The organism is Nakamurella endophytica, from assembly GCF_014646215.1.
Taxonomy (GTDB): domain Bacteria; phylum Actinomycetota; class Actinomycetes; order Mycobacteriales; family Nakamurellaceae; genus Nakamurella; species Nakamurella endophytica.
This window is the reverse complement of the sequence record NZ_BMNA01000001.1, coordinates 222134-240977: the sequence shown is the minus strand read 5'-3', so window position 1 is coordinate 240977 and position 18844 is coordinate 222134. Positions and strand designations below refer to the sequence as shown.

The 18844-nt window shown below is 74.2% G+C and carries 16 protein-coding genes; 12 read left to right on the top strand and 4 right to left on the bottom strand.

The annotated features are described in order from the left end of the window. The first annotated feature begins 65 nt into the window (after window positions 1-65). The 3 genes from ahcY to IEY37_RS01080 all read left to right on the top strand — a co-directional run bounded on the left by ahcY (window position 66) and on the right by IEY37_RS01080 (window position 2982). Window positions 66-1529, top strand: coding sequence for an adenosylhomocysteinase (ahcY, locus tag IEY37_RS01090; protein ID WP_308426360.1), 1464 nt, complete (start codon window positions 66-68; stop codon window positions 1527-1529). 368 nt (window positions 1530-1897) lie between these two features. Continuing rightward, window positions 1898-2455 (top strand): hypothetical protein, encoded by a 558-nt coding sequence (locus IEY37_RS01085; protein WP_188939664.1) that lies wholly within the window; start codon window positions 1898-1900, stop codon window positions 2453-2455. A 62-nt stretch (window positions 2456-2517) separates the two neighbouring features. Continuing rightward, complete coding sequence (locus IEY37_RS01080; protein ID WP_188939663.1) at window positions 2518-2982, top strand: group II truncated hemoglobin; 465 nt, start codon at window positions 2518-2520, stop codon at window positions 2980-2982. A gap of 153 nt (window positions 2983-3135) precedes the next feature. Here the strand turns inward: IEY37_RS01080 and IEY37_RS01075 are convergent, their stop codons facing one another. After that, window positions 3136-3507 carry an FKBP-type peptidyl-prolyl cis-trans isomerase gene (locus IEY37_RS01075; RefSeq protein ID WP_188939662.1) on the bottom strand — a complete coding sequence of 124 codons (372 nt, stop codon included), beginning with the start codon at window positions 3505-3507 and terminating at the stop codon, window positions 3136-3138. Between the two features lie 88 nt (window positions 3508-3595). Between IEY37_RS01075 and IEY37_RS01070 the strand changes: the two genes are divergently transcribed. Continuing rightward, complete coding sequence (locus IEY37_RS01070) at window positions 3596-4228, top strand: dTMP kinase (protein ID WP_188939661.1); 633 nt, start codon at window positions 3596-3598, stop codon at window positions 4226-4228. Window positions 4229-4246: 18 nt separating this feature from the next. Here the strand turns inward: IEY37_RS01070 and IEY37_RS01065 are convergent, their stop codons facing one another. Next, on the bottom strand, window positions 4247-5128 hold the full coding sequence (locus IEY37_RS01065; RefSeq protein ID WP_188939660.1) for a DUF7847 domain-containing protein: 882 nt from the start codon (window positions 5126-5128) through the stop codon (window positions 4247-4249). Window positions 5129-5286: 158 nt separating this feature from the next. Between IEY37_RS01065 and mtrA the strand changes: the two genes are divergently transcribed. The 6 genes from mtrA (at window position 5287) to secA (ending at window position 14855) form a co-directional block, all read left to right on the top strand. Continuing rightward, window positions 5287-5964, top strand: coding sequence for an MtrAB system response regulator MtrA (gene mtrA / locus IEY37_RS01060; protein WP_229673503.1), 678 nt, complete (start codon window positions 5287-5289; stop codon window positions 5962-5964). Between the two features lie 16 nt (window positions 5965-5980). Further along, complete coding sequence (gene mtrB / locus IEY37_RS01055) at window positions 5981-7684, top strand: MtrAB system histidine kinase MtrB (protein WP_229673502.1); 1704 nt, start codon at window positions 5981-5983, stop codon at window positions 7682-7684. After that, window positions 7681-9558, top strand: a complete 1878-nt coding sequence (locus IEY37_RS01050) for an LpqB family beta-propeller domain-containing protein (protein WP_188939658.1) — start codon at window positions 7681-7683, stop codon at window positions 9556-9558. The genes mtrB and IEY37_RS01050 overlap by 4 nt, the downstream gene beginning before the upstream one ends. A gap of 251 nt (window positions 9559-9809) precedes the next feature. Further along, on the top strand, window positions 9810-10547 hold the full coding sequence (locus IEY37_RS01045; RefSeq protein WP_188939657.1) for a ComF family protein: 738 nt from the start codon (window positions 9810-9812) through the stop codon (window positions 10545-10547). Window positions 10548-10746: 199 nt separating this feature from the next. Next, the gene (gene hpf, locus IEY37_RS01040; protein ID WP_188939656.1) at window positions 10747-11358 is read left to right on the top strand and encodes a ribosome hibernation-promoting factor, HPF/YfiA family; all 612 of its coding nucleotides are present in this window, start codon (window positions 10747-10749) and stop codon (window positions 11356-11358) included. 506 nt (window positions 11359-11864) lie between these two features. Next, window positions 11865-14855, top strand: a complete 2991-nt coding sequence (gene secA / locus IEY37_RS01035; RefSeq protein WP_188939655.1) for a preprotein translocase subunit SecA — start codon at window positions 11865-11867, stop codon at window positions 14853-14855. A gap of 424 nt (window positions 14856-15279) precedes the next feature. Here secA and IEY37_RS01030 read toward each other — a convergent pair whose 3' ends face one another. Beyond that, a complete protein-coding gene (locus tag IEY37_RS01030; protein WP_188939654.1) occupies window positions 15280-15861 on the bottom strand; it encodes an Rv3235 family protein in 582 nt (193 codons plus the stop codon). Further along, window positions 15858-16931 (bottom strand): LysM peptidoglycan-binding domain-containing protein, encoded by a 1074-nt coding sequence (locus IEY37_RS21770; RefSeq protein ID WP_229673501.1) that lies wholly within the window; start codon window positions 16929-16931, stop codon window positions 15858-15860. Before IEY37_RS21770 ends, IEY37_RS01030 begins: the two co-directional genes overlap by 4 nt. 78 nt (window positions 16932-17009) lie before the next feature. Between IEY37_RS21770 and IEY37_RS01020 the strand changes: the two genes are divergently transcribed. Together IEY37_RS01020 and IEY37_RS01015 are read left to right on the top strand one after the other, a co-directional pair. Next, complete coding sequence (locus tag IEY37_RS01020; protein ID WP_188939653.1) at window positions 17010-17585, top strand: hypothetical protein; 576 nt, start codon at window positions 17010-17012, stop codon at window positions 17583-17585. A 50-nt stretch (window positions 17586-17635) separates the two neighbouring features. Further along, window positions 17636-18814, top strand: a complete 1179-nt coding sequence (locus IEY37_RS01015) for an alpha/beta fold hydrolase (protein WP_229673500.1) — start codon at window positions 17636-17638, stop codon at window positions 18812-18814. Window positions 18815-18844 lie beyond the last annotated feature (30 nt).

Below are 18844 nucleotides of genomic sequence, written 5' to 3'. Positions count from 1 at the left end.
CCGCAGGACCCACGGCCGGTGACGCCGGTGCGCATCCCGCCCTCACCGTCGACCGGGTCGGTGACCTGGACTTCAAGGTCGCCGACCTCTCGCTGGCCGCGTTCGGCCGCAAGGAGATCACCCTCGCCGAGCACGAGATGCCCGGGCTGATGAGCCTGCGGCGGGAGTACAGCGAGGTGCGCCCGCTCGCCGGCGCGCGCATCTCCGGGTCGCTGCACATGACGATCCAGACCGCCGTGCTGATCGAGACCCTGGTGGCGCTGGGTGCCGAGGTGCGCTGGGCGTCCTGCAACATCTTCTCCACCCAGGACCACGCCGCGGCCGCCGTGGTGGTCGGCCCGTACGGCACCGTCGAGGAGCCCAAGGGCGTGCCGGTGTTCGCCTGGAAGGGCGAGACGCTCCCGGAGTACTGGTGGTGCACGGACCGCATGCTGCGCTGGCCCGCTCCGCAGGGCTCGGCGGGATCGGGCGCTGCCGAGGGTCCGAACATGATCCTGGACGACGGCGGGGACGCCACGCTGCTGATCCACAAGGGCGTGCAGTACGAGAAGACCGGCGTCGTCCCGCCGCTGTCCGAGGACGACCCGGACTACACCGAGGAGTACGCGGTCGTCCTGGACCTGCTGCGGCAGTCGCTGGCCGACGACGGCCAGTACTGGACCCGCACCTCGCCGGCCATCCGCGGGGTCACCGAGGAGACCACGACCGGCGTCAACCGGCTCTATCAGCTGGCCGCGGCCGGCGAGCTGCTGTTCCCGGCGATCAACGTCAACGACTCGGTCACCAAGAGCAAGTTCGACAACAAGTACGGCATCCGCCACTCCCTGATCGACGGCATCAACCGCGGCGTCGACGTCCTGATCGGCGGCAAGGTCGCGCTGGTCGCCGGCTACGGGGACGTCGGCAAGGGCGCCGCGGAGTCGCTGCGCGGCCAGGGGGCGCGCGTGATCATCGCGGAGGTCGACCCGATCTGCGCGCTGCAGGCCCTGATGGACGGGTTCCAGGTCGGCACCGTCGACTCGCTGGTGGACCAGGCCGACATCGTGATCACCACGACCGGCAACAAGGACATCATCGGTGTCCCGCACATGCAGCGGATGAAGCACCAGGCGATCCTGGGCAACATCGGCCACTTCGACAACGAGATCGACATGGCCGGGCTGGCGCGGTCCGGTGCGTCGCGGGTGCAGATCAAGCCGCAGGTGGACGAGTGGCGCTTCGGCGACGGCCACACGATCATCGTGCTGTCCGAGGGTCGGCTGCTGAACCTGGGCAACGCCACGGGGCACCCGTCGTTCGTGATGAGCGCGTCCTTCTCCAACCAGGTGATCGCACAGATCGAGCTGTTCTCCAAGCCGGACACCTGGGACAAGGAGGTGTACCGGCTGCCCAAGGCGCTGGACGAGAAGGTCGCCCGGATCCACGTCGAGGCGCTCGGCGGCGAGCTGACCAAGCTCACCAAGGAGCAGGCCGAGTACATCGGCGTCGACGTCGAGGGTCCGTTCAAGCCGGAGCACTACCGGTACTGAGCCCGCAGCTCCTCGTCCACCGGCCCCGACGCGCACCGCGTCGGGGCCGGTGGCGTTCCGGCTGGGTGGCGTGCAACGCCTGGCCGGTCCGCGCCCGTCGCACCGGCATGGTGACGTTGCGCCGCGGCCGGACCAGAACGAGTGCGGCCGTTGCGCTGGCGCTGCTGGCCCTCGGTGGGTGCGACGCCCAGCCGCGCGCCGGCGGTGCCCCGCCGACCGTCCGCAGCACGGCGGCGCCGACCGGAGCCACCGGCGACGCCGCGGACGGGACGGGTCGCGTCACCCCACCGGGCGGGCCGGGATCGGTGCCGTCGCCAGGGCCCAGGACCTCAGGATCCACCGTCGCCGGGCCACCCGTCACGGAGCCGGTGACGTCCCGGGCGCCGCTCGCGGACCTGCCCGCCTACCGGCCGCAGCAGGGTCAGGTGGACGCGGCCTGCGCCTCACCCACCCCGCTGTGGCAGCTCTGGACCGGGCGGACCGGTGGGCAGTCGCTGGTCCGCGCCTATGTCGTGGCCACCGGCCGGACCGCGCTACGCCGGACCATCCTGTCCCGGCTGCGGGTGACCGTGGACGAGGTGCTCGCCGGTCATCCGGTGCGCGGCACCGTCGACGGGTACGTCTGGGGCGGCCGGGCCGGTTCCCGTGTCACGACCGTCAACGGGACGGCCACGAGCTCGTGGGCCGCGGACGGCTCCGCGCTGGTCACCCTGGTGCCCCTGACCGCAGCCGATCGGCTGGTGACCGCGATCCCCGTCGTCGGCCGCGCAGCGCTCTTCGTCCCGCTGGGCTGCCTGACCGCCTCCGGGTACCGGACCACGACGGTCGACGTCGACGTCGTGGCCTTCGAGGACGGCGTGCCGACGCGGCTCTCGGGGCGCTTCCCGGCCGTCGGTCTGGACGACCTGCGCCGCAGCCTGAGGTGACCGCACCCCGGCCCCGGTGACGTCGCTCGACGCTGTCGGTGCGCCGGCCTATCTTCTCGGCCATGACCGAGACCCCCACCGTCCACGACTGGGGCGGCGGACGCCCGGCATTCCGGCGATGGCTCGACGCCTTCTACGACCTCGTCGAGGACGACCCGGAGTTGGCGCGCCTGTTCGGCGGCACGGTGAGCGCCGAACACCGCGACCATGTGACGACCTGGTGGTGCGAGGTCATGGGCGGCCCCGCGGACTACACCGCGCACCACGGCGGGTACGAGCACATGCTGGCCCACCACCGCGGGCTGGCCATCACGCCCGAGCTGCGGCTGCGGTTCGTCACACTGCTCTCGAAGGCCGCCGACCTCGCCGAACTCCCGGCCGACCCCGAGTTCCGGGCTGCGCTGATGGGGTACGCCGAGTGGGGCACCCGGCTGGCCCAGCAGAACTCGCAGCCCGGCGCGGCCGTGGTCGAGCACGCACCCGTCCCGTGCTGGGGATGGGGAGTCGCCCCGCCGTACCAGCCTTGAGCGGGGCCTCGGACCTGTTCGGCTCGGCCGACGGTGCCCGACTGTCGGCTCAGCCGACGGTGCCCGACTGTCGGCTCAGCCGACGGTGCCCGACTGTCGGCTCAGCCGACGGTGCCCGACTGTCGGCTCAGCCGACGGTGCCCGACTGTCGGCTCAGCCGACGCCGAGCAGGTCGATGACGAAGACCAACGTCTTGCCCGACAGCCGGTGACCCGCGCCCGCGGGACCGTAGGCCAGGTGCGGCGGGATGGTCAGCTCACGCCGGCCGCCCACCCGCATGCCCGGGATGCCGTCCTGCCAGCCCTGAATGAGGCCGCGGAGCGGGAAGTCGATCGACTCGCCGCGGCTCCACGACGAGTCGAACTCCTCGCCGCTGTCGTACTCGACGCCCAGGTAGTGCACGGTGACCCGGTCACCGGGCCGGGCCTCGGAGCCCTCACCCACGACCAGGTCGCGGATCACCAGCTCGGTTGGTGCGGGCCCGGTCGGCGGTTCGACCTCGGGACGGTCGGCGGGAGTCGTCATGCGCCCATCCAACACCCCGCGCTCCGCGGCCCCGCCGAGGGGAGGACGGCCGGCCATGAGGCGTCGGGCTCCGGTTAGGGTCGCCGGCGTGGGACGGCTGGTGGCGATCGAGGGCCTCGACGGCTCGGGCAAGCAGACGCTGACCGCGGCGCTGTCCCGGCACGTCACCGCGGCCGGCGGTCGGGTCGCCACCCTGGCCTTCCCGCGGTACGGCGCGGACGTCCACGCGGACCTGGTCCGGGACGCGCTGTACGGCCGCCTCGGTGATCTGAGCCAGTCCGTGCACGGCCCCGCGGTGCTGTTCGCGCTCGACCGGCGGGACGCCGCCGACGGGATCCGCGACCTGCTGCAGCAGTCCGACCTCGTCCTGCTCGACCGGTACGTCAGCTCCAACGCCGCCTACGGCTCCGCCCGGCTCGGCGCCCCGGACGTCCACACGGACTTCCCGGACTGGGTCCGCCGGTTGGAGATCGACCGGTTCGGCCTGCCGGTGCCCGATCTGCAGGTGCTGCTGGCCACCCCGCCCGACGTCGCCGCCGCGCGTGCCCGCGGGCGCGCCGAGCAGGACGCCGGCCGGGCGCTCGACCGGTTCGAGTCCGACGGTGGCCTGCAGGAGCGCACCGACCGCATGTACCGCAGGCTCGCGGCGGAGGGGTACCTGAGCCCGTGGCGCGTCGTCGACGGGTCCGTGCCCGTGGACCCGGCGGCCCTGCTCGGCTGACGGCTGGCGGCGCCGGCGTCAGCCGCCGGTGGCCGCCCGGAGCAGGCGAGGACCGAGGTCCTCGGTGCGCATCCGCAGGTCGACGTAGAGCAGCGCCCCGATCATCGCGGTCCAGGACACCGTCACGGTGGAGATCAGGACGCTCGCGACCTGCTGCAGGACGAAGGCCGTCGTGGCGTGGTCCGCCAGTCGCTGCGCGAGAGCCACGCCGACCAGCGCGACCGGCGCCACCACCAGCGAGCCGAGCAGCGAGACGCCGAAGACCCGCCACCGTCGCCCGGCCGTCAGTCGTGCCGCCCGGATCAACGTCTCCCGGACGGACAGCCCCTCCATGACCGCCACCGCGCCGACCGGCTGCAGGGCGGCCAGCAGGATCAGGCCGGGCACCAGCAGGAAGACCATGCCGACCATCACCAGCAGCGCGGCGAGCACGCCCGCGCCGAGCAGCACCGGCCAGCGGGTGCGCAGCCGCCGCAAGCCGACCCGCGCGCCCTGCGGGCGCAGGGCCATCTCCGCGGCCAGCGGAGTGGCCACACCGGCGGCGAAGAAGTTCAGGGCGGCGCCGACCACGGCGGTGACCAGCGTCGGCAGCACTACGGTTGCGAGCTGGCCGCCGGTGGGCGCGAGCCCCTGCTCGGCGCGCCGGTTCAGGGCGCGGAGCAGGGACCCGTCGGCGTAGTCCCCGAGGTGGCCGATCACCGCCAGGCTGCCGATGTCGGCGCCGGTGACGAGCAGGCCGGCGAGGAACCCGACGGGAGCGAGCACCGCCAGGTTGCGCCAGGCCAGCCGCAGGCCGATCCCGATGATCTCGCCGACGGTCAGCGGCCGCAGCGGGACCAGGCCCGGCCACTGCTGCGGACCCGCCGGCGACGGGGACGACCACTGCACCGGCGCGTTCACCGGGCCATGGTCGCACGGCCGGGGTGCGCACCCCGGGAGCCGACGGCGGCGCCGCCCGGCCCCGGTCCACCGGATCCATCTCCTGCGCGGGGTATCCCCATCCGGCTCGCACGCGCGACTACCCGCGTCCCGCGCGTGCAGGTGGGACGATGGAGGGCATGAGAGCTCGTGTGCTGGTGGTCGACGACGACCCGGCGCTGGCCGAGATGTTGACCATCGTCCTGCGTGGGGAGGGCTTCGAGACCGCCGTCGTGCGGGACGGCTCCAAGGCGCTGGAGATGTTCCGCGAGACCCACCCGGACCTGGTGCTGCTCGACCTGATGCTGCCGGGGACGTCGGGTCTGGACGTCTGCAAGGAGATCCGCGCCGAGTCCGGCGTCCCGATCATCATGCTGACCGCGAAGACCGATACCGTGGACGTCGTGCTCGGCCTGGAGTCCGGGGCCGACGACTACGTCATGAAGCCGTTCAAGCCCAAGGAGCTGACCGCGCGGATCCGCGCCCGGCTCCGGCGCTCGGACTCCGGCACCGCCGAGCGGCTGCGGGTGGCCGACATCGAGATCGACGTGCCGGGGCACCAGGTGATCCGCGACTCCCAGCCCATCCCGCTGACGCCGCTCGAGTTCGACCTGCTCGTCGCGCTGGCCCGCAAGCCGCGTCAGGTCTTCACCCGGGAGGTGCTGCTGGAGCAGGTGTGGGGCTACCGGCACGCCGCCGACACCCGCCTGGTCAACGTCCACGTGCAGCGGTTGCGCAGCAAGATCGAGAAGGATCCGGAGCGCCCCGAGGTCGTGGTGACGGTTCGCGGTGTCGGGTACAAGGCCGGCGCCGCCTGAGCGCCCGTCCCGCGCGGTGACCTCCGTGCGGGCGCTGCGTCACCGCCTGGGCCTGCTGCGCTGGCGGCTGTCGTTCATCGGCCGCTCGCTGCTGCTGCGCGCCGCCGTGGTGACGTTGATCTTCTCGACGCTGGCCATGGTCGGCATCGGGTTCATCCTGCAGTCCCAGATCACCAACCGGCTGCTGGACTCCAAACGGTCCGCCGCCGTCGCGGAGGTCGCCAAGGCGGCAGCGACCGTCGACGCCCGGATGACCGGCGTCGACTCCGACCTTTCCTCGGTGCGGGAGGCGCTCCAGCGCACCCTCGACGAGCTGGCGAACCCGGCACGGTCGTCGTCGACCGGCAACCAGGGCGCGGCCGCCGGCTCCTTCGACCCGGTCATCGCGCCGAGCCGGTCGGGTCCGGAGGACGTGCTCGCGGTCGGACCGATCGCGGACGTGCCCAGCTCGCTGCGGGCCCGGGTGGGGGAGGGCTACGTCGCCACCGAGTACACCCGCGTGGTCCGCGACGGCGTGTCGGTGCCGGCCCTCGTCGCCGGGTCGCCGGCCACGGCGACGACCACCGAGGCCTTCGTCGTCTACCTGATCTTCCCGCTGACCTTCGAGCAGAGCACCGTCGCCGTCGTTCAGAACACCCTGCTGGTGGGCGGCGCCGGCCTGGTCCTGGTGCTGACCGTCATCGCGGTGGTGGTCGCGGCCGCCGTCGTTCGGCCGGTCCGACGCGCGGCCGCGGTCGCCGGGCGACTCGCCGCCGGCGACCTGGCCGAGCGGATGCCGGTACGCGGCCCGGTCGAGCTGACCACGCTCGCCCGGTCGTTCAACGGCATGGCCGACGCCATCCGGGCGCAGATCCGGCAGCTCGAGGAGTTCGGCAAGCTCCAGCGCCGGTTCACCTCCGACGTCAGCCACGAGCTGCGCACCCCGGTGACGACCGTGCGGATGGCCGCCGACTTCCTGCACGGCTCCCGGGACGAGCTGCCGCCGCACCTGGCCCGGTCCACCGAGCTGCTGGTGGCCGAGCTCGACCGGTTCGAGAGCCTGCTCGCCGACCTGCTGGAGATCTCCCGCCACGACGCCGGCATGGCGGAGCTGGCCGCCGAGGAGATCGACGTCCGCGGCATCGTCACCGCCGCCGTCCGGGCCACCGACGCCGTCGCGGCCAGGGCAGGGGTCGAGATCACCGTGGCCCTGCCCGACCGGCCCGTCCTGGCGCAGGTCGACCACCGGCGGGTCACCCGGATCCTGCGCAACCTGCTCAACAACGCCGTCGACCACGCCGAGCGCGGGCTCGTGGAGGTCGAGATGGCCGCGGACGACCAGGCACTGGCGATCACCGTCACCGACCACGGCGTCGGCCTGAAACCGGGGGAGGCCGGCCTGGTGTTCAACCGGTTCTGGCGGGCGGACCCGTCCCGGCAACGGCACACCGGCGGCACCGGTCTCGGGCTGTCGATCGCGCTCGAGGACGCCCGGCTGCACGGCGGCTGGTTGCAGGCCAGCGGGCAGCCGGGCGTCGGCGCCCGGTTCCGGCTCACCCTGCCGCTGCGCCAGGGGCAGCTCGTCGACTCCTCGCCGCTGCCGCTGCGTCGACCGGGCGACGAACCGGCCGAGCTGGAGGCCGGCAGCGGCAGCGCCGTCCCGGGCGGACCCGACGCGCTGCCGCTGATCCTCCCGGAGACGCTGGACCCCGCGGCCACCGTGGGCGGTGAGAGCCGGTGAGCCGGCCTCCGGGCACCGGACGGGCACCGGCCGGCGGTCCGGCCCGGCGCCGGGCGACCGGCGCAGCGCTCGTCCTGCTGCTCGCGCTCGCCGCCGTGGCCACCGGGTGCTCGAGCATCCCGGACAGCGGGCAGCTGGCGGACGTCAGCACGGTGCTGGCGCCCTCGAACGCCGAACAGTCCCAGCCACCGGCGGCCAACGCCGCCCCGGACCAGGTGGTGCTCGGTTTCGTCAACGCGGTCGCCGAAGGCTCCTCGGACACCGCCGGCGCGGTGTCCTACTCCTCGGCCCGGCTGTACCTGACGCCGGCCGCCCAGCGTGCCTGGCAGCCCGGCGACGCCGCGGTCGTCATCCTGTCCAGCTACCGGGTCGACCCGGTCGGCGCGACGCCGGGCCAGGTGGTGCTCAAGGGCACCCGCAGCGGGTCGCTGGACGTGAACCGGGTCTTCCGGTCCGCCGCCGGCAGCAGCTACACCTGGCGTGCGCAGTTGCAGCAGGTCGACGGGCAGTGGCGGATCAGCAACCCGCCACCGGAGCTGCTCATCCCGCAGGGCAGCTTCGGCCAGATTTACACCCGCCGGACCCTCTACTTCCTGGACCCCACGGGCACCGAGGTGGTGCCGGACCCGCGGTACATCGCGGCGGTGGGGACGTCGGAGGCGCGGGTCACCCGGCTGCTGACCCTGCTGCTGCGCGGGCCGTCCGCCGGCATCTCCGGCGCCGCGCGGACGGTCCTCACCGGCGTCCAGCTGCGATCGAACGTGACCAGCAAGGACGGCGTCACGGTCGTCGACCTGACGGGCAACGTCCCGCCCAGCGCAGGAGCCCGGCGCGAGCTCGCGGCGCAGATCGTCTGGACGCTGTCGACGCTGCCCGGCGACGTCACCCAGATCCAGATCACCGTCGAGGGGGAGCGGCTCGAGCGTGACGTCGACGTCTACACCTTGACCAGCTTCAGCAGCTTCGACCCGGACCGCACCCCGGGCACCGGTTCGGTCACCTCCGACCCGTACTTCATCGACCCGGCCGGGCGGGTGATCAACCTGACCACCGGCGCGCCGATGTTCGGCCAGCTCGGGCTCGGCACGCTGCCGGTGGACAGCGCCGCGATGTCGGCGGCGACGGGGACGGTCGCAGCGGTCGTGCGGCTGGCGGACGGCACCCAGCAGCTCGAGCTCGGCCGCCCGCTGGCGTACGGGGAGCCCCGGTCGGCCCTGCGGGCGTCGTCGCTCACCCAGCCGTCCTTCACCCGCGCCGGGGACGAGGTGTGGGTGGTGCAGAACGGCCTGTCCCAGCCGGAGATCTACCAGGTGTCGGCGAGCCCGGGCGGCACCGGCACCGCCAGCCGCGCCCGGGTGGCGGCCGACGTCCTGGAGGGCAAGGGCGGGATCACCGCCCTTGCGCTGTCCCCGGACGGCGTCCGGGTCGCGGTCGTGGCGGGCCAGCGGCTCTACCTCGGGGCGGTCGCCACCGGCACCGACGGCGGCTCGACGCCGACCACCGGGGAGAGCCGCACCACCTCCGCGATCGTCAACCTGGTCGAGCTCCGCAGCGACCTGACGCAGGTCGGCGCGGTGCAGTTCAAGGACGCCGCGACCCTGCTGGTGGCGGCCGCCGCCGGTCCGGGCAGCCTGGTGCGCTCCGTCCGGCAGGTCTCCGTGGACGGCAGCGAGTTGCAGACCCTGACGACAACGGGCCTGGGCAACAACGACGTCGACGCCATCGCCGTGTCCGACCAGACGCTGTACGTCAGCTTCTCCAACCGGGTCGCCGAGCTCGACGGCAACCCGCTGGACGGGCGGTGGATCGCCCCGCCGACCGCGGCGCGGGGTGGGCCGGTGCTGGACGGTTCGCAGCCCTTCGCGCCCAACTGACCGCTCCCCGCGGCGGTGCGCGACGTGCCCGTCGTCCGACCCGGTCGGGCACTTGTCGCGCGCCGTCGCCCGCCTTCGCCGCCGTCGCTCGCCGTCGCCCGCCTTCGCCGCCGTCGCTCGCCGTCGCCCGCCGTCGGCCCGGGTCGCCGGCGGCCGTGCGGACGGGGAACTCCGTCCCCACCCGTCAGGACTGTCCACATCCCGACCCGGCCAGCGTGACCCGGTGGCGTGCAGCGTGGACCCTCGCCGCCATGACCGGTTCCGGGACGTTGCGCCAGTGGGCCTCCGCCGCGGCGGACCTGGTGCTGCCGCGTCCCTGCCCCGGCTGCGGCGACCCGCCCCCGTGGTGCGCGAGGTGCGCCGCCGTCCTCGAGGGCAGGCTGCGCCCGGTCCGGCTGTCCGACGCCGCGCTGGATGCGGCCGCCGGGCTGCCGTTGCCGCCGGTCCTGGCGCTCGCCCGCTATGCCGGACCGGTGCGGGCCGCGGTGATCGCCGGCAAGGAGCGCGGCCGGTCCGACTTGCCGCCCCGGCTGGGATCCGCGATCGGGCGGGCGCTCGCCGGATCTGTGGCGATCCGGGCGCGACGGCCGGCCGGCGGAGGCACGGTGTGGCTGGTGCCGGCGCCCAGCCGCCGGTCCGCCGCCCGGTCGCGGGGCGGTGACCCGGTCACCGCGATGGCGCGCGGGGCGGCCGAAGCGCTGGCGGCCGCGGGTGTCGCGGCCGGCGTGGCGCCGTGCCTGCGGACGGCCGGGCACGCGGCGGACTCCGTCGGGCTGTCGCCGGGGGAGCGGGTCGCCAACCTCGCCGGGCGGGTCCGGGTCGTCCCGGCGGCAGGCCCGACAGCCGGCGCGGAAATCGTCCTGCTCGACGACGTGGTGACCAGCGGTGCGACAGCGGTCGCGGCCTTGCGCGCGTTGGCGGACGCCGGCATCCGGACCGGCGCGGTGGTCGCCGTGGCCGCTGCCGCGCCCTGGGTGCGGACGCCGTGACCGTCGCGCACGGTCACCGTGGGCGACCGGTCGGACCACCGTTCGGTCCCTTGCGGATCATGCTCGGCCGGGTAGGTTGCAAGGACCCGGGTCCACCCGGCGTGACAGGTCCTCCGTTCACCGAACGGCCCCCGGGGAACCACCTTCAGGACGGGTGTGTGCCCCGCCGGCACCGCCCCACCAGCGGTGAGGAGAGACCGTGGAGATCGTCGTCAAGGGTCGCAACGTCGAGGTGCCCGAACACTTCCGGGCCCACGTCGCGGAGAAGCTGTCCCGCTCGGAGCGGTACGACCACAAGATCATCAGAGTGGACGTCGAGCTCTCCCACGAGACCAACCCCCGGCAGTCCAAGACCTGCCAGCGGGTGCAGATCACCCTGGCCAGCCGGGGACCGGCCGTGCGCGCCGAGGCCAGCGCCGACAGCTTCTACGGCGCCCTCGACCAGGCGGTCACCCGCCTCGAGTCGCGGCTGCGCAAGCTGGCGCAGCGCCGCCAGGACCGGCAGCACGCGCGCACCCCGATCGCTGCCCTGTCCTACGCCGGTGGGGTTCCCGAGGCGGACGGCGGAATCGGGCTGGACGGCGTCGAGCTCGACGGCCGCCCCTCGAGCGACTCGTCCGAGGACAGCCCGGGCCGCATCGTCCGCGTCAAGGACCACCCGTCGGCGCCGATCACCGTCGACCAGGCGCTGTTCCAGATGGAACTGGTCGGTCACGACTTCTACCTGTTCAACGACGCCGACAGCGGTCTGCCCTCGGTGGTCTACCGCCGGCGCGGCTTCGACTACGGGTTGCTGCGGCTCAGCGGCTGACCCCGCTGGACCGCGCCGGCCGGGTCGGGTGCCCTGGAGCAGGACACCGTGGTCCGCCGCCCGCCATGGATCCGACTGCCGCCGTGCGGTGCAGGCAGCGGTCCGTCCGGTTGTGGCCATCCCGGTCGCGGGCCGGCCGGGCGCGTCCGGGATGCCGTCTCTTGCGGCATGTCGGCGCTGTCCGCTTGTTGCGCGCTGTCGGCGCTGTCGGCACTGTCGGCGCGGTCGCCGACCCGTCCGCGTCGTGCCGGTACGGCCGTCCCCGCGCTGCCGACCCGCGGTGTGCACCCCCGTCGCGCGTCGGACCGACGCGGCGGGGCGGTCGGTCCCGCGGGCCGACGCGTCGGGCGCCCGGCTCGCGGCGTGCGCGGGCCGGGTCCGGCAAGCACGGGTCCTTGACAGCGGCAGCGCCTACCATGGTGTCGCCGCGACCGACGGTTCCGGTGGCAGCGCCGTGCCTCCGCGGCACGCTGTGGATCGACCGAAGCGAATGACAAGGTGCCCAGGTGGTTCTGTCCCGACTGCTCCGTGCCGGCGAGGCCAAGACGCTCAAGCGCCTGCGGGCCATCGCCGACCACATCAACGACCTCGAGGGCGACTACAAGGAGCTGTCCGACGCCGAACTGAGGGCGTTGACCGACACGTTCCGCCAGCGGCTGGCCGACGGCGAGACCACCGACGACCTCCTGCCGGAGGCGTTCGCCGTGGTCCGCGAGGCCGCGACGCGCACCCTGGGTCAGCGTCACTTCGACGTCCAGCTGATGGGTGGCGCCGCGTTGCACCTGGGCAACATCGCCGAGATGAAGACCGGTGAGGGCAAGACCCTGGTCTCGACGCTGCCGGTCTACCTCAACGCGCTCGAGGGCAAGGGCGTCCACGTCGTCACCACCAACGACTACCTGGCCCAGCGCGACAGCGAGTGGATGGGCCGCGTGCACCGTTTCCTCGGCCTGGACGTCGGCGTCATCCTGTCCCAGCAGACGCCGGACGTGCGCCGCCGTGCCTACGCCGCCGACATCACCTACGGCACCAACAACGAGTTCGGCTTCGACTACCTGCGCGACAACATGGCCTGGTCCAAGGCGGACCTGGTGCAGCGCGGGCACTTCTTCGCCGTCGTCGACGAGGTCGACTCCATCCTGATCGACGAGGCGCGGACCCCGCTGATCATCTCCGGACCGGCGGACCAGTCGTCCAAGTGGTACTCGGACTTCGCCCGGCTGGTGCCGCGGCTGCAGCGCGACGTCGACTACGAGGTCGACGAGTCCAAGCGCACCGTCGGCGTCACCGAGGACGGCGTCGCCAAGGTCGAGCAGGCCCTGGGCATCGACAACCTGTACGAGTCGGTGAACACGCCGCTCGTCGGCTTCCTGAACAACGCCCTCAAGGCCAAGGAGCTCTACAAGCGCGACAAGGACTACATCGTCGTCTCCGGCGAGGTCCTGATCGTCGACGAGTTCACCGGCCGGGTGCTGCACGGCCGTCGCTACAACGAGGGCATGCACCAGGCGATCGAGGCCAAGGAAGGCGTCGAGATCAAGGCCGAGAACCAGACGCTGGCCACGATCACGCTGCAGAACTACTTCCGGCTCTACGAGAAGCTCTCGGGGATGACCGGCACCGCCCAGACCGAGGCGGCCGAGCTGCACCAGACCTACAAGCTGGGTGTGGTGCCGATCCCGCCGAACAAGCCGGTGCAGCGCCTCGACGAGTCGGACCTGATCTACAAGACCGAGGACGCCAAGTTCGACGCGGTCGTCCAGGACATCGAGGAGCGGTACGAGAAGGGCCAGCCGGTCCTGGTCGGTACGGCGTCGGTGGAGAAGTCCGAGGCCTTGAGCAAGCTGCTGCTCCGCGCCGGTGTGCCGCACGAGGTGCTGAACGCCAAGAACCACGCGCGGGAGGCGGCGATCATCGCGCAGGCCGGCCGCTCGGGCGCGGTGACCGTGGCGACCAACATGGCCGGCCGCGGCACCGACATCGTCCTCGGCGGCAACCCGGACTTCACGGCGGACCTGGACCTGCGCCAGCGCGGTCTGTCGCCGGCGGAGACCCCGGAGGAGTACGAGGCCGCCTGGACGGACGCCCTCGACGAGGCCCAGCGCAAGTCCAAGGCCGAGGCCGAGAAGGTGCGTGAGGCCGGCGGCCTCTACGTGCTGGGCACCGAGCGGCACGAGTCGCGCCGCATCGACAACCAGCTCCGCGGCCGGTCCGGCCGGCAGGGCGACCCGGGCGAGTCCCGGTTCTACCTGTCGCTGGGGGACGACCTGATGCGGCGGGTCGGCGGGGGCACCGTCGAGATGCTGATGACCCGGCTCCGGATGCCCGACGACGTGCCGATCGAGCACAACTTCGTCTCCCGGGCCATCAAGAGCGCGCAGACGCAGGTCGAGCAGCAGAACTACGAGATCCGCAAGAACGTCCTCAAGTACGACGAGGTGATGAACAAGCAGCGCACCGTCATCTACGACGAGCGCCGCCGTGTCCTCGACGGCGAGGACCTGCACGTCCAGGTGCAGAACATGATCACCGACGTGATCACCGCCTACGTCCAGGGTGCGACCGCCCAGGGCTATGGCGAGGACTGGGACCTGGACACCCTCTGGACGGCGCTGCGCACCCTGTTCCCGATCCAGGTGACGCCGGCGGAGATCGCCGAGTCGCCCGCCGGGCTGACCCGGGAGAACCTGCTCGAGGCGGTGCTCAAGGACGCGCGGGACCGCTGGGCCGAGCGCGAGGAGGCGCTGAGCCCGGAGATCACCCGCGAGCTCGAGCGCCGGGTCGTGCTGTCCGTGCTGGACCGCAAGTGGCGCGAGCACCTCTACGAGATGGACTACCTCAAGGAGGGCATCGGGCTGCGGGCCATGGCGCAGCGCGACCCGCTGGTCGAGTACCAGCGCGAAGGCTTCGACATGTTCGCCGCCATGCTGGACTCCCTCAAGGAGGAGTCGGTCGGCTTCCTGTACAACCTGCAGGTCCAGGTGGTTCCCGCCGAGGAAGCCGCGCAGGTCGAGGCGGCCCAGGGCTCGGCAGTGGACGGCGCTGGCGGTGACGGCGTCGGAACCGGTCAGGGGGCACCTGCTGCGGCTCCGGCCGCGGTCGGAGCCGGGAACGGCGCCGCCCCGGCGGCGCGCCGGCCGCTCGCCCCGCCGAAGCCGGTCGGCGGCAAGCAGGCCGCCGGCGCCACCCGCACGGTGACCCGGGTCCGGCCGGTGCAGCCGCTGCCCAGCCAGGAGACGCCGACCGCCGCAGCACCGAGCGGTGACAGCGCGCCCAGCGCGTTCCGCGCCAAGGGGCTCGCCCGACCGGCCCAGGAGAAGGCGCCACTGCAGTACTCCGGCCCGGCCGAGGCCGGTGGCGTCGAGGAGTCCGGCGCCGCCGAGGTCCGCGGCGCCGGTGGCGCCGCCAAGGAGCCGGGTCGCAACGCGCCGTGCCCCTGCGGCTCCGGCAAGAAGTACAAGGTCTGCCACGGCCGGCCGGGCAGCGCCGGGCTCTGACCCGCACGCCCGGCCCCGCACGTCCGCGGGGCCGGGCGGTCCGCGCCGCCGGGCCGAGCGGTGCCGCCGGCCCGCCCGGATGACCCGCGACCGGTGGGGTCCCGCGCCGACGCTGGCCCGACGGCACGCCAGGTCGCCTGCCGTGTCGTTCGGCTGCTCGGCCCGACCGCCGGCTTGCGCGGGCGGTCCAGCCGATCCGGTGGCCGAGGACCGGTCGTCAGGGTGCGGAGCCGTACCGCGCGGGGTGCGCCGGTCCTGACCGGTCCGATCGTCGAAGAGCCACGGCACGCCCGGAACCGGAGCCGCACCCGAAAGGCGTGCGCCCGTCCGGACGAGCCGCTGTGGGATGCCCGGGCGGTCGGCGCTGCGCATCCGGCCGGGCCGACCCGCGCCGACACGCGCCGACCGGCGCCCGTCCGCCGGCTCAGCCGGTCTGCAGCTCGGTGATGCGCCAGCGGCCGTCCAGACCCTGCAGCCGGAACGCGATGGCCCGCGCCCGTCCGGCGGCCCGGTAGACGGCGGCCACCTCCGCCGCGCCGTCGGCGGGCTGGGACACCCGGACGCTCGACAGTGCGGCGTTGCCGGGCAGGGCGACCGCCGCCTGGAGTCCCGCGAAGACGTCCGGAGCGCAGTGCACCCGCAGCTGGCCCAGTGACCGCCGGCCACCCAGCACCTCGATCAGCGCCCGGGCGAGCGTCGCACCCACTCGTTCGGCAGGCGGCAGCGCGGCCGTCGTGGTCCGGCGGACCCCCACGTCCAGCTCCCGCGACCATGCCGGGGCGTCGCCCGTCACGGCCACCACCGACGGTCGTGGGCGCTCCACCGGCCCGGGCGAGGGTCGTCGCGTCAGCCGGCGCAACCGGTCGGCGGGTCGCTGTTCGTCGTCGAACTCGGGCGCCGAGTCGGGCACCGGAACCAACCGGGGCCGCACGGTCCGGTCCGGTGCCGTCCCGTCGGGTAGCGCCGGACGGGCGGTCTGCTCGGTGCGGCGGACGGCGCTGGTCACGACTGCTCCTGGGGGTCGGCGGCGGGCGGGCGGAGCCGCTGGCCGGGAAGGATGAGCTCCGGGTCGGGACCGACGACGTCCCGGTTCGCGACGTACCAGCGCCGCCATTCCGCGTCGATGCGGGCATCGCCGGCGTCCGCAGGCAGGTGCCGTGCGGCGATGGCCCACAACGTGTCGCCGCGCAGCACGACCACCTCGCCCGTCCCGGCGCCCGCGACGACAGGGCGGCCGGGCATGGGCCAGTCCAGGCTTGGGACGGCGACCGTGACGGTGTCCCGCGCGCCGCCGCCCGGCGTGGCGACCGGGTGCGGTTGCGCCGTCGCAGGGCGGGCGGTCCCCGGCGTCCACGGCCGGGAGGCCGTGCCGGCCCGGTCCGCGGTGGCCTCGGATCCGCCCGACCCGCTCCGCGAGCTGGTCGCGCCGGGGCTCGTGGCAAGCCCCGCCTCTGCGGATCCGCCGATCTCGGTGGACGTGGTCGGCGCGGCTGTTGCTGTCGCCGACCCGGGTGCCGGCGCCGTCGGTGCGCTGATGGCCGCTCGGGTGCCGGCTCCGTCGGCGACCGGCGTCGCGGCCGCGGCAGCAGCAGTCGACGACCCACCTGCTCCCGCGGAGGCCACCGCGGACGCCGCGCCGACCGATGGTGTCGGCGGTGCGGTGGAGGTGCCGAACAGGTCCGCGGTGCTGCAGCCGGCGACCCCACCGAGCAGGACGCAGCCGACGGCGCCGGTGAGCGTCCCACGGAGCACCCGAGGTGTCAGGGCAGCGGCAGCGCGCCCCGCCAGGCGGCCGACCCGTCCCGGAAGTCGGGACAGCACCTGCGCGCCGACCACCACGCAGCTCCAGACGAGCAGCACGTCGACCAGCACGATCGCCAGCAGCACCGCGAGACGGTCCACGGAGCCCGTGGCGCCGGCCGTCCACAACCACAGCGCGGGATCGGACGGCTGCGGCAAGCACCACGCCGCCGCCAGCAGCACCACCGGCACCGCAGGGGGCCCGAGGCGGGCGACGCCGTGGCGCATCCGGTCGTGCGACGACGACGGACGGACGCTCCTGAGTTGAAACGGCACGAACAGAAGTCAAACAGCCTCAAACGAGCTCAGTCAAGATGACTTGACCCTGGGAGGTGGATGGAGCACCGTGGCGGCGTGCGGTGGGAGCGCTTGTTCGAGGACCTGGAGGGCCGGTTCGACGACCTGTCCGCCCAGGAGGTCCGTGCCGAGGCCGCCGATCGGCAGCGGGTGGCGGCGGGCCGGCTGCTGCTCGCGTCGCGGCTCGCCGGCGCGGTCGGCGCGGACGTACGGCTGCGCACCGTCGCGGGGCTCGCCGTGGACGGCCGGCTCCGCCACGCGGGGCCCGACTGGGTGCTCGTCGAGGACGCGGCCGGGGCGGACGTGGTCGTCCACCTCGCGGCGGTGACGGTGGTGCACGGGCTCACCACGGTCACCGGACCCGCCGCCACCGGGGTCGCGGCGCGACTCGACCTACGGCACGCCCTGCGTGGACTGGCCCGCGACCGGGCGCCCGTGGTCGCCGTCGTGACCGGTCCGGGGCCGTCCGGCGGACCGTCCGAGGTCGCGGGCACGGTGGACCGGGTCGGCGCGGACTTCGTCGAGCTGGGCGTGCACGCCCCCTGGGAGCCGCGACGGCCGTCCGGCACCCGGTCGGTGGCCGCCGTGCCCCTCGCGCAGCTGGTGGTGGTGCGCGCCCTACCGTGGGGTTGAGCCGGCCGGGCGACCGCCGCCGCGACCACGGACACGAGTGGAGGACCGCCATGGCGGGGACGGACCGGCAGGCGACCGCTGGCCCGGGGCAGCCCCATGAGGGCCACCCGGGCCGAGGCGGGGACGTCGATGCCGTCCCGACCGGCGCCGTCCCGACCGACGCCGTCCCGACCCAAGGGGTCCCGACCGAAGGGGTCCCGACCGCCGTCCCGACCCAAGGGGTCCCGAGCGAAGGGGTCCCGACCGACGTCGTCCCGACCGACGTCGACGCGGCCGACGTCCCGCTGGCCGCGGACGTCCGCGACGGCGACGGCGAGGACGAGTTCCGGTTCCTGCCCGAGGAGATGACCGAGCTCGGCGTGCCCGGTCCCGTCCCGGTGGTGCGCCGCGTCACCGCGGACGACGGCGCCGGTCGCCGGGTCCGCGGTCTGCGCTGGGGAACCGGAGCGCCCGGCGTGGTGCTCTGGCACGGCGCCGGCCTGAACGCCCACACCTTCGACGAGACGGTGCTGCTGCTGTCCGCGCGGGTCGCGCCGGGGCGGCCGGGCGGCATCGGGGCCCTGGCCGTGGACCTGCCGGGCCACGGCGAGTCGGACTGGCGCGAGGACCGCGACTACAGCCCGCCCACGCTGGCGGCTGCCGCGGAGGGGCTGCTGCGCGAGCAGGCGCCGGAACCCGCCGTCCACCTCGGGCACTCGCTCGGTGGCCTGGTCGCCCTGGCCACCGCCGCCCGGTCGCCCGAGCGGGTGCGCGCGGTCGTCCTGGTCGACGTCTCGCCCGGGCTCGAGGTAGGCGACGCGCGCCAGGTACGGGACTTCCTCGCCGGCCCGGACAGCTGGTCGAGCCGGTCGGAGATCGTCGACCGGGCTGCCGCCTTCGGGTTCGGGCGCTCCCGTCGGGCGCTGGAGCGCGGTGTCGAGCACAACACCGTCGTCCGGGCCGACGGTCGCGTGGCCTTCCGCCACCACCTGGCGAACCTGGGGCTCGACGAGGCCGTGTCCGGCGGCGACTTCCCGGCACTGTGGCCGGTCGTGGAGCGGCTCACCGTCCCGGTCGTCCTGGTGCGGGGCGAGACAGGGTTCCTGACGGACGCCGCGGTCGAGGAGTTCGGCCGTCGGGTACCCACCGCGACCGTCGTCACCGTGCCGACCGGGCACAACGTGCAGGAGCAGGATCCCGCGGCACTGGCCGAGGTGCTGGCCTCGCTGGTCCGGGCACCGGCCGCGTGACCGGGGCGGCGGCCGTCCGACCCGGTCCGC

Coding starts and splice junctions, on each gene's coding strand:
- IEY37_RS01015 (WP_229673500.1), top strand. CDS start 17,636: ATGGCGGGGACGGACCGGCAGGCGACCGCTGGCCCGGGGCAGCCCCAT.
- mtrA (WP_229673503.1), top strand. CDS start 5,287: ATGAGAGCTCGTGTGCTGGTGGTCGACGACGACCCGGCGCTGGCCGAG.
- IEY37_RS01045 (WP_188939657.1), top strand. CDS start 9,810: ATGACCGGTTCCGGGACGTTGCGCCAGTGGGCCTCCGCCGCGGCGGAC.
- IEY37_RS01080 (WP_188939663.1), top strand. CDS start 2,518: ATGACCGAGACCCCCACCGTCCACGACTGGGGCGGCGGACGCCCGGCA.
- IEY37_RS01075 (WP_188939662.1), bottom strand. CDS start 3,507: ATGACGACTCCCGCCGACCGTCCCGAGGTCGAACCGCCGACCGGGCCC.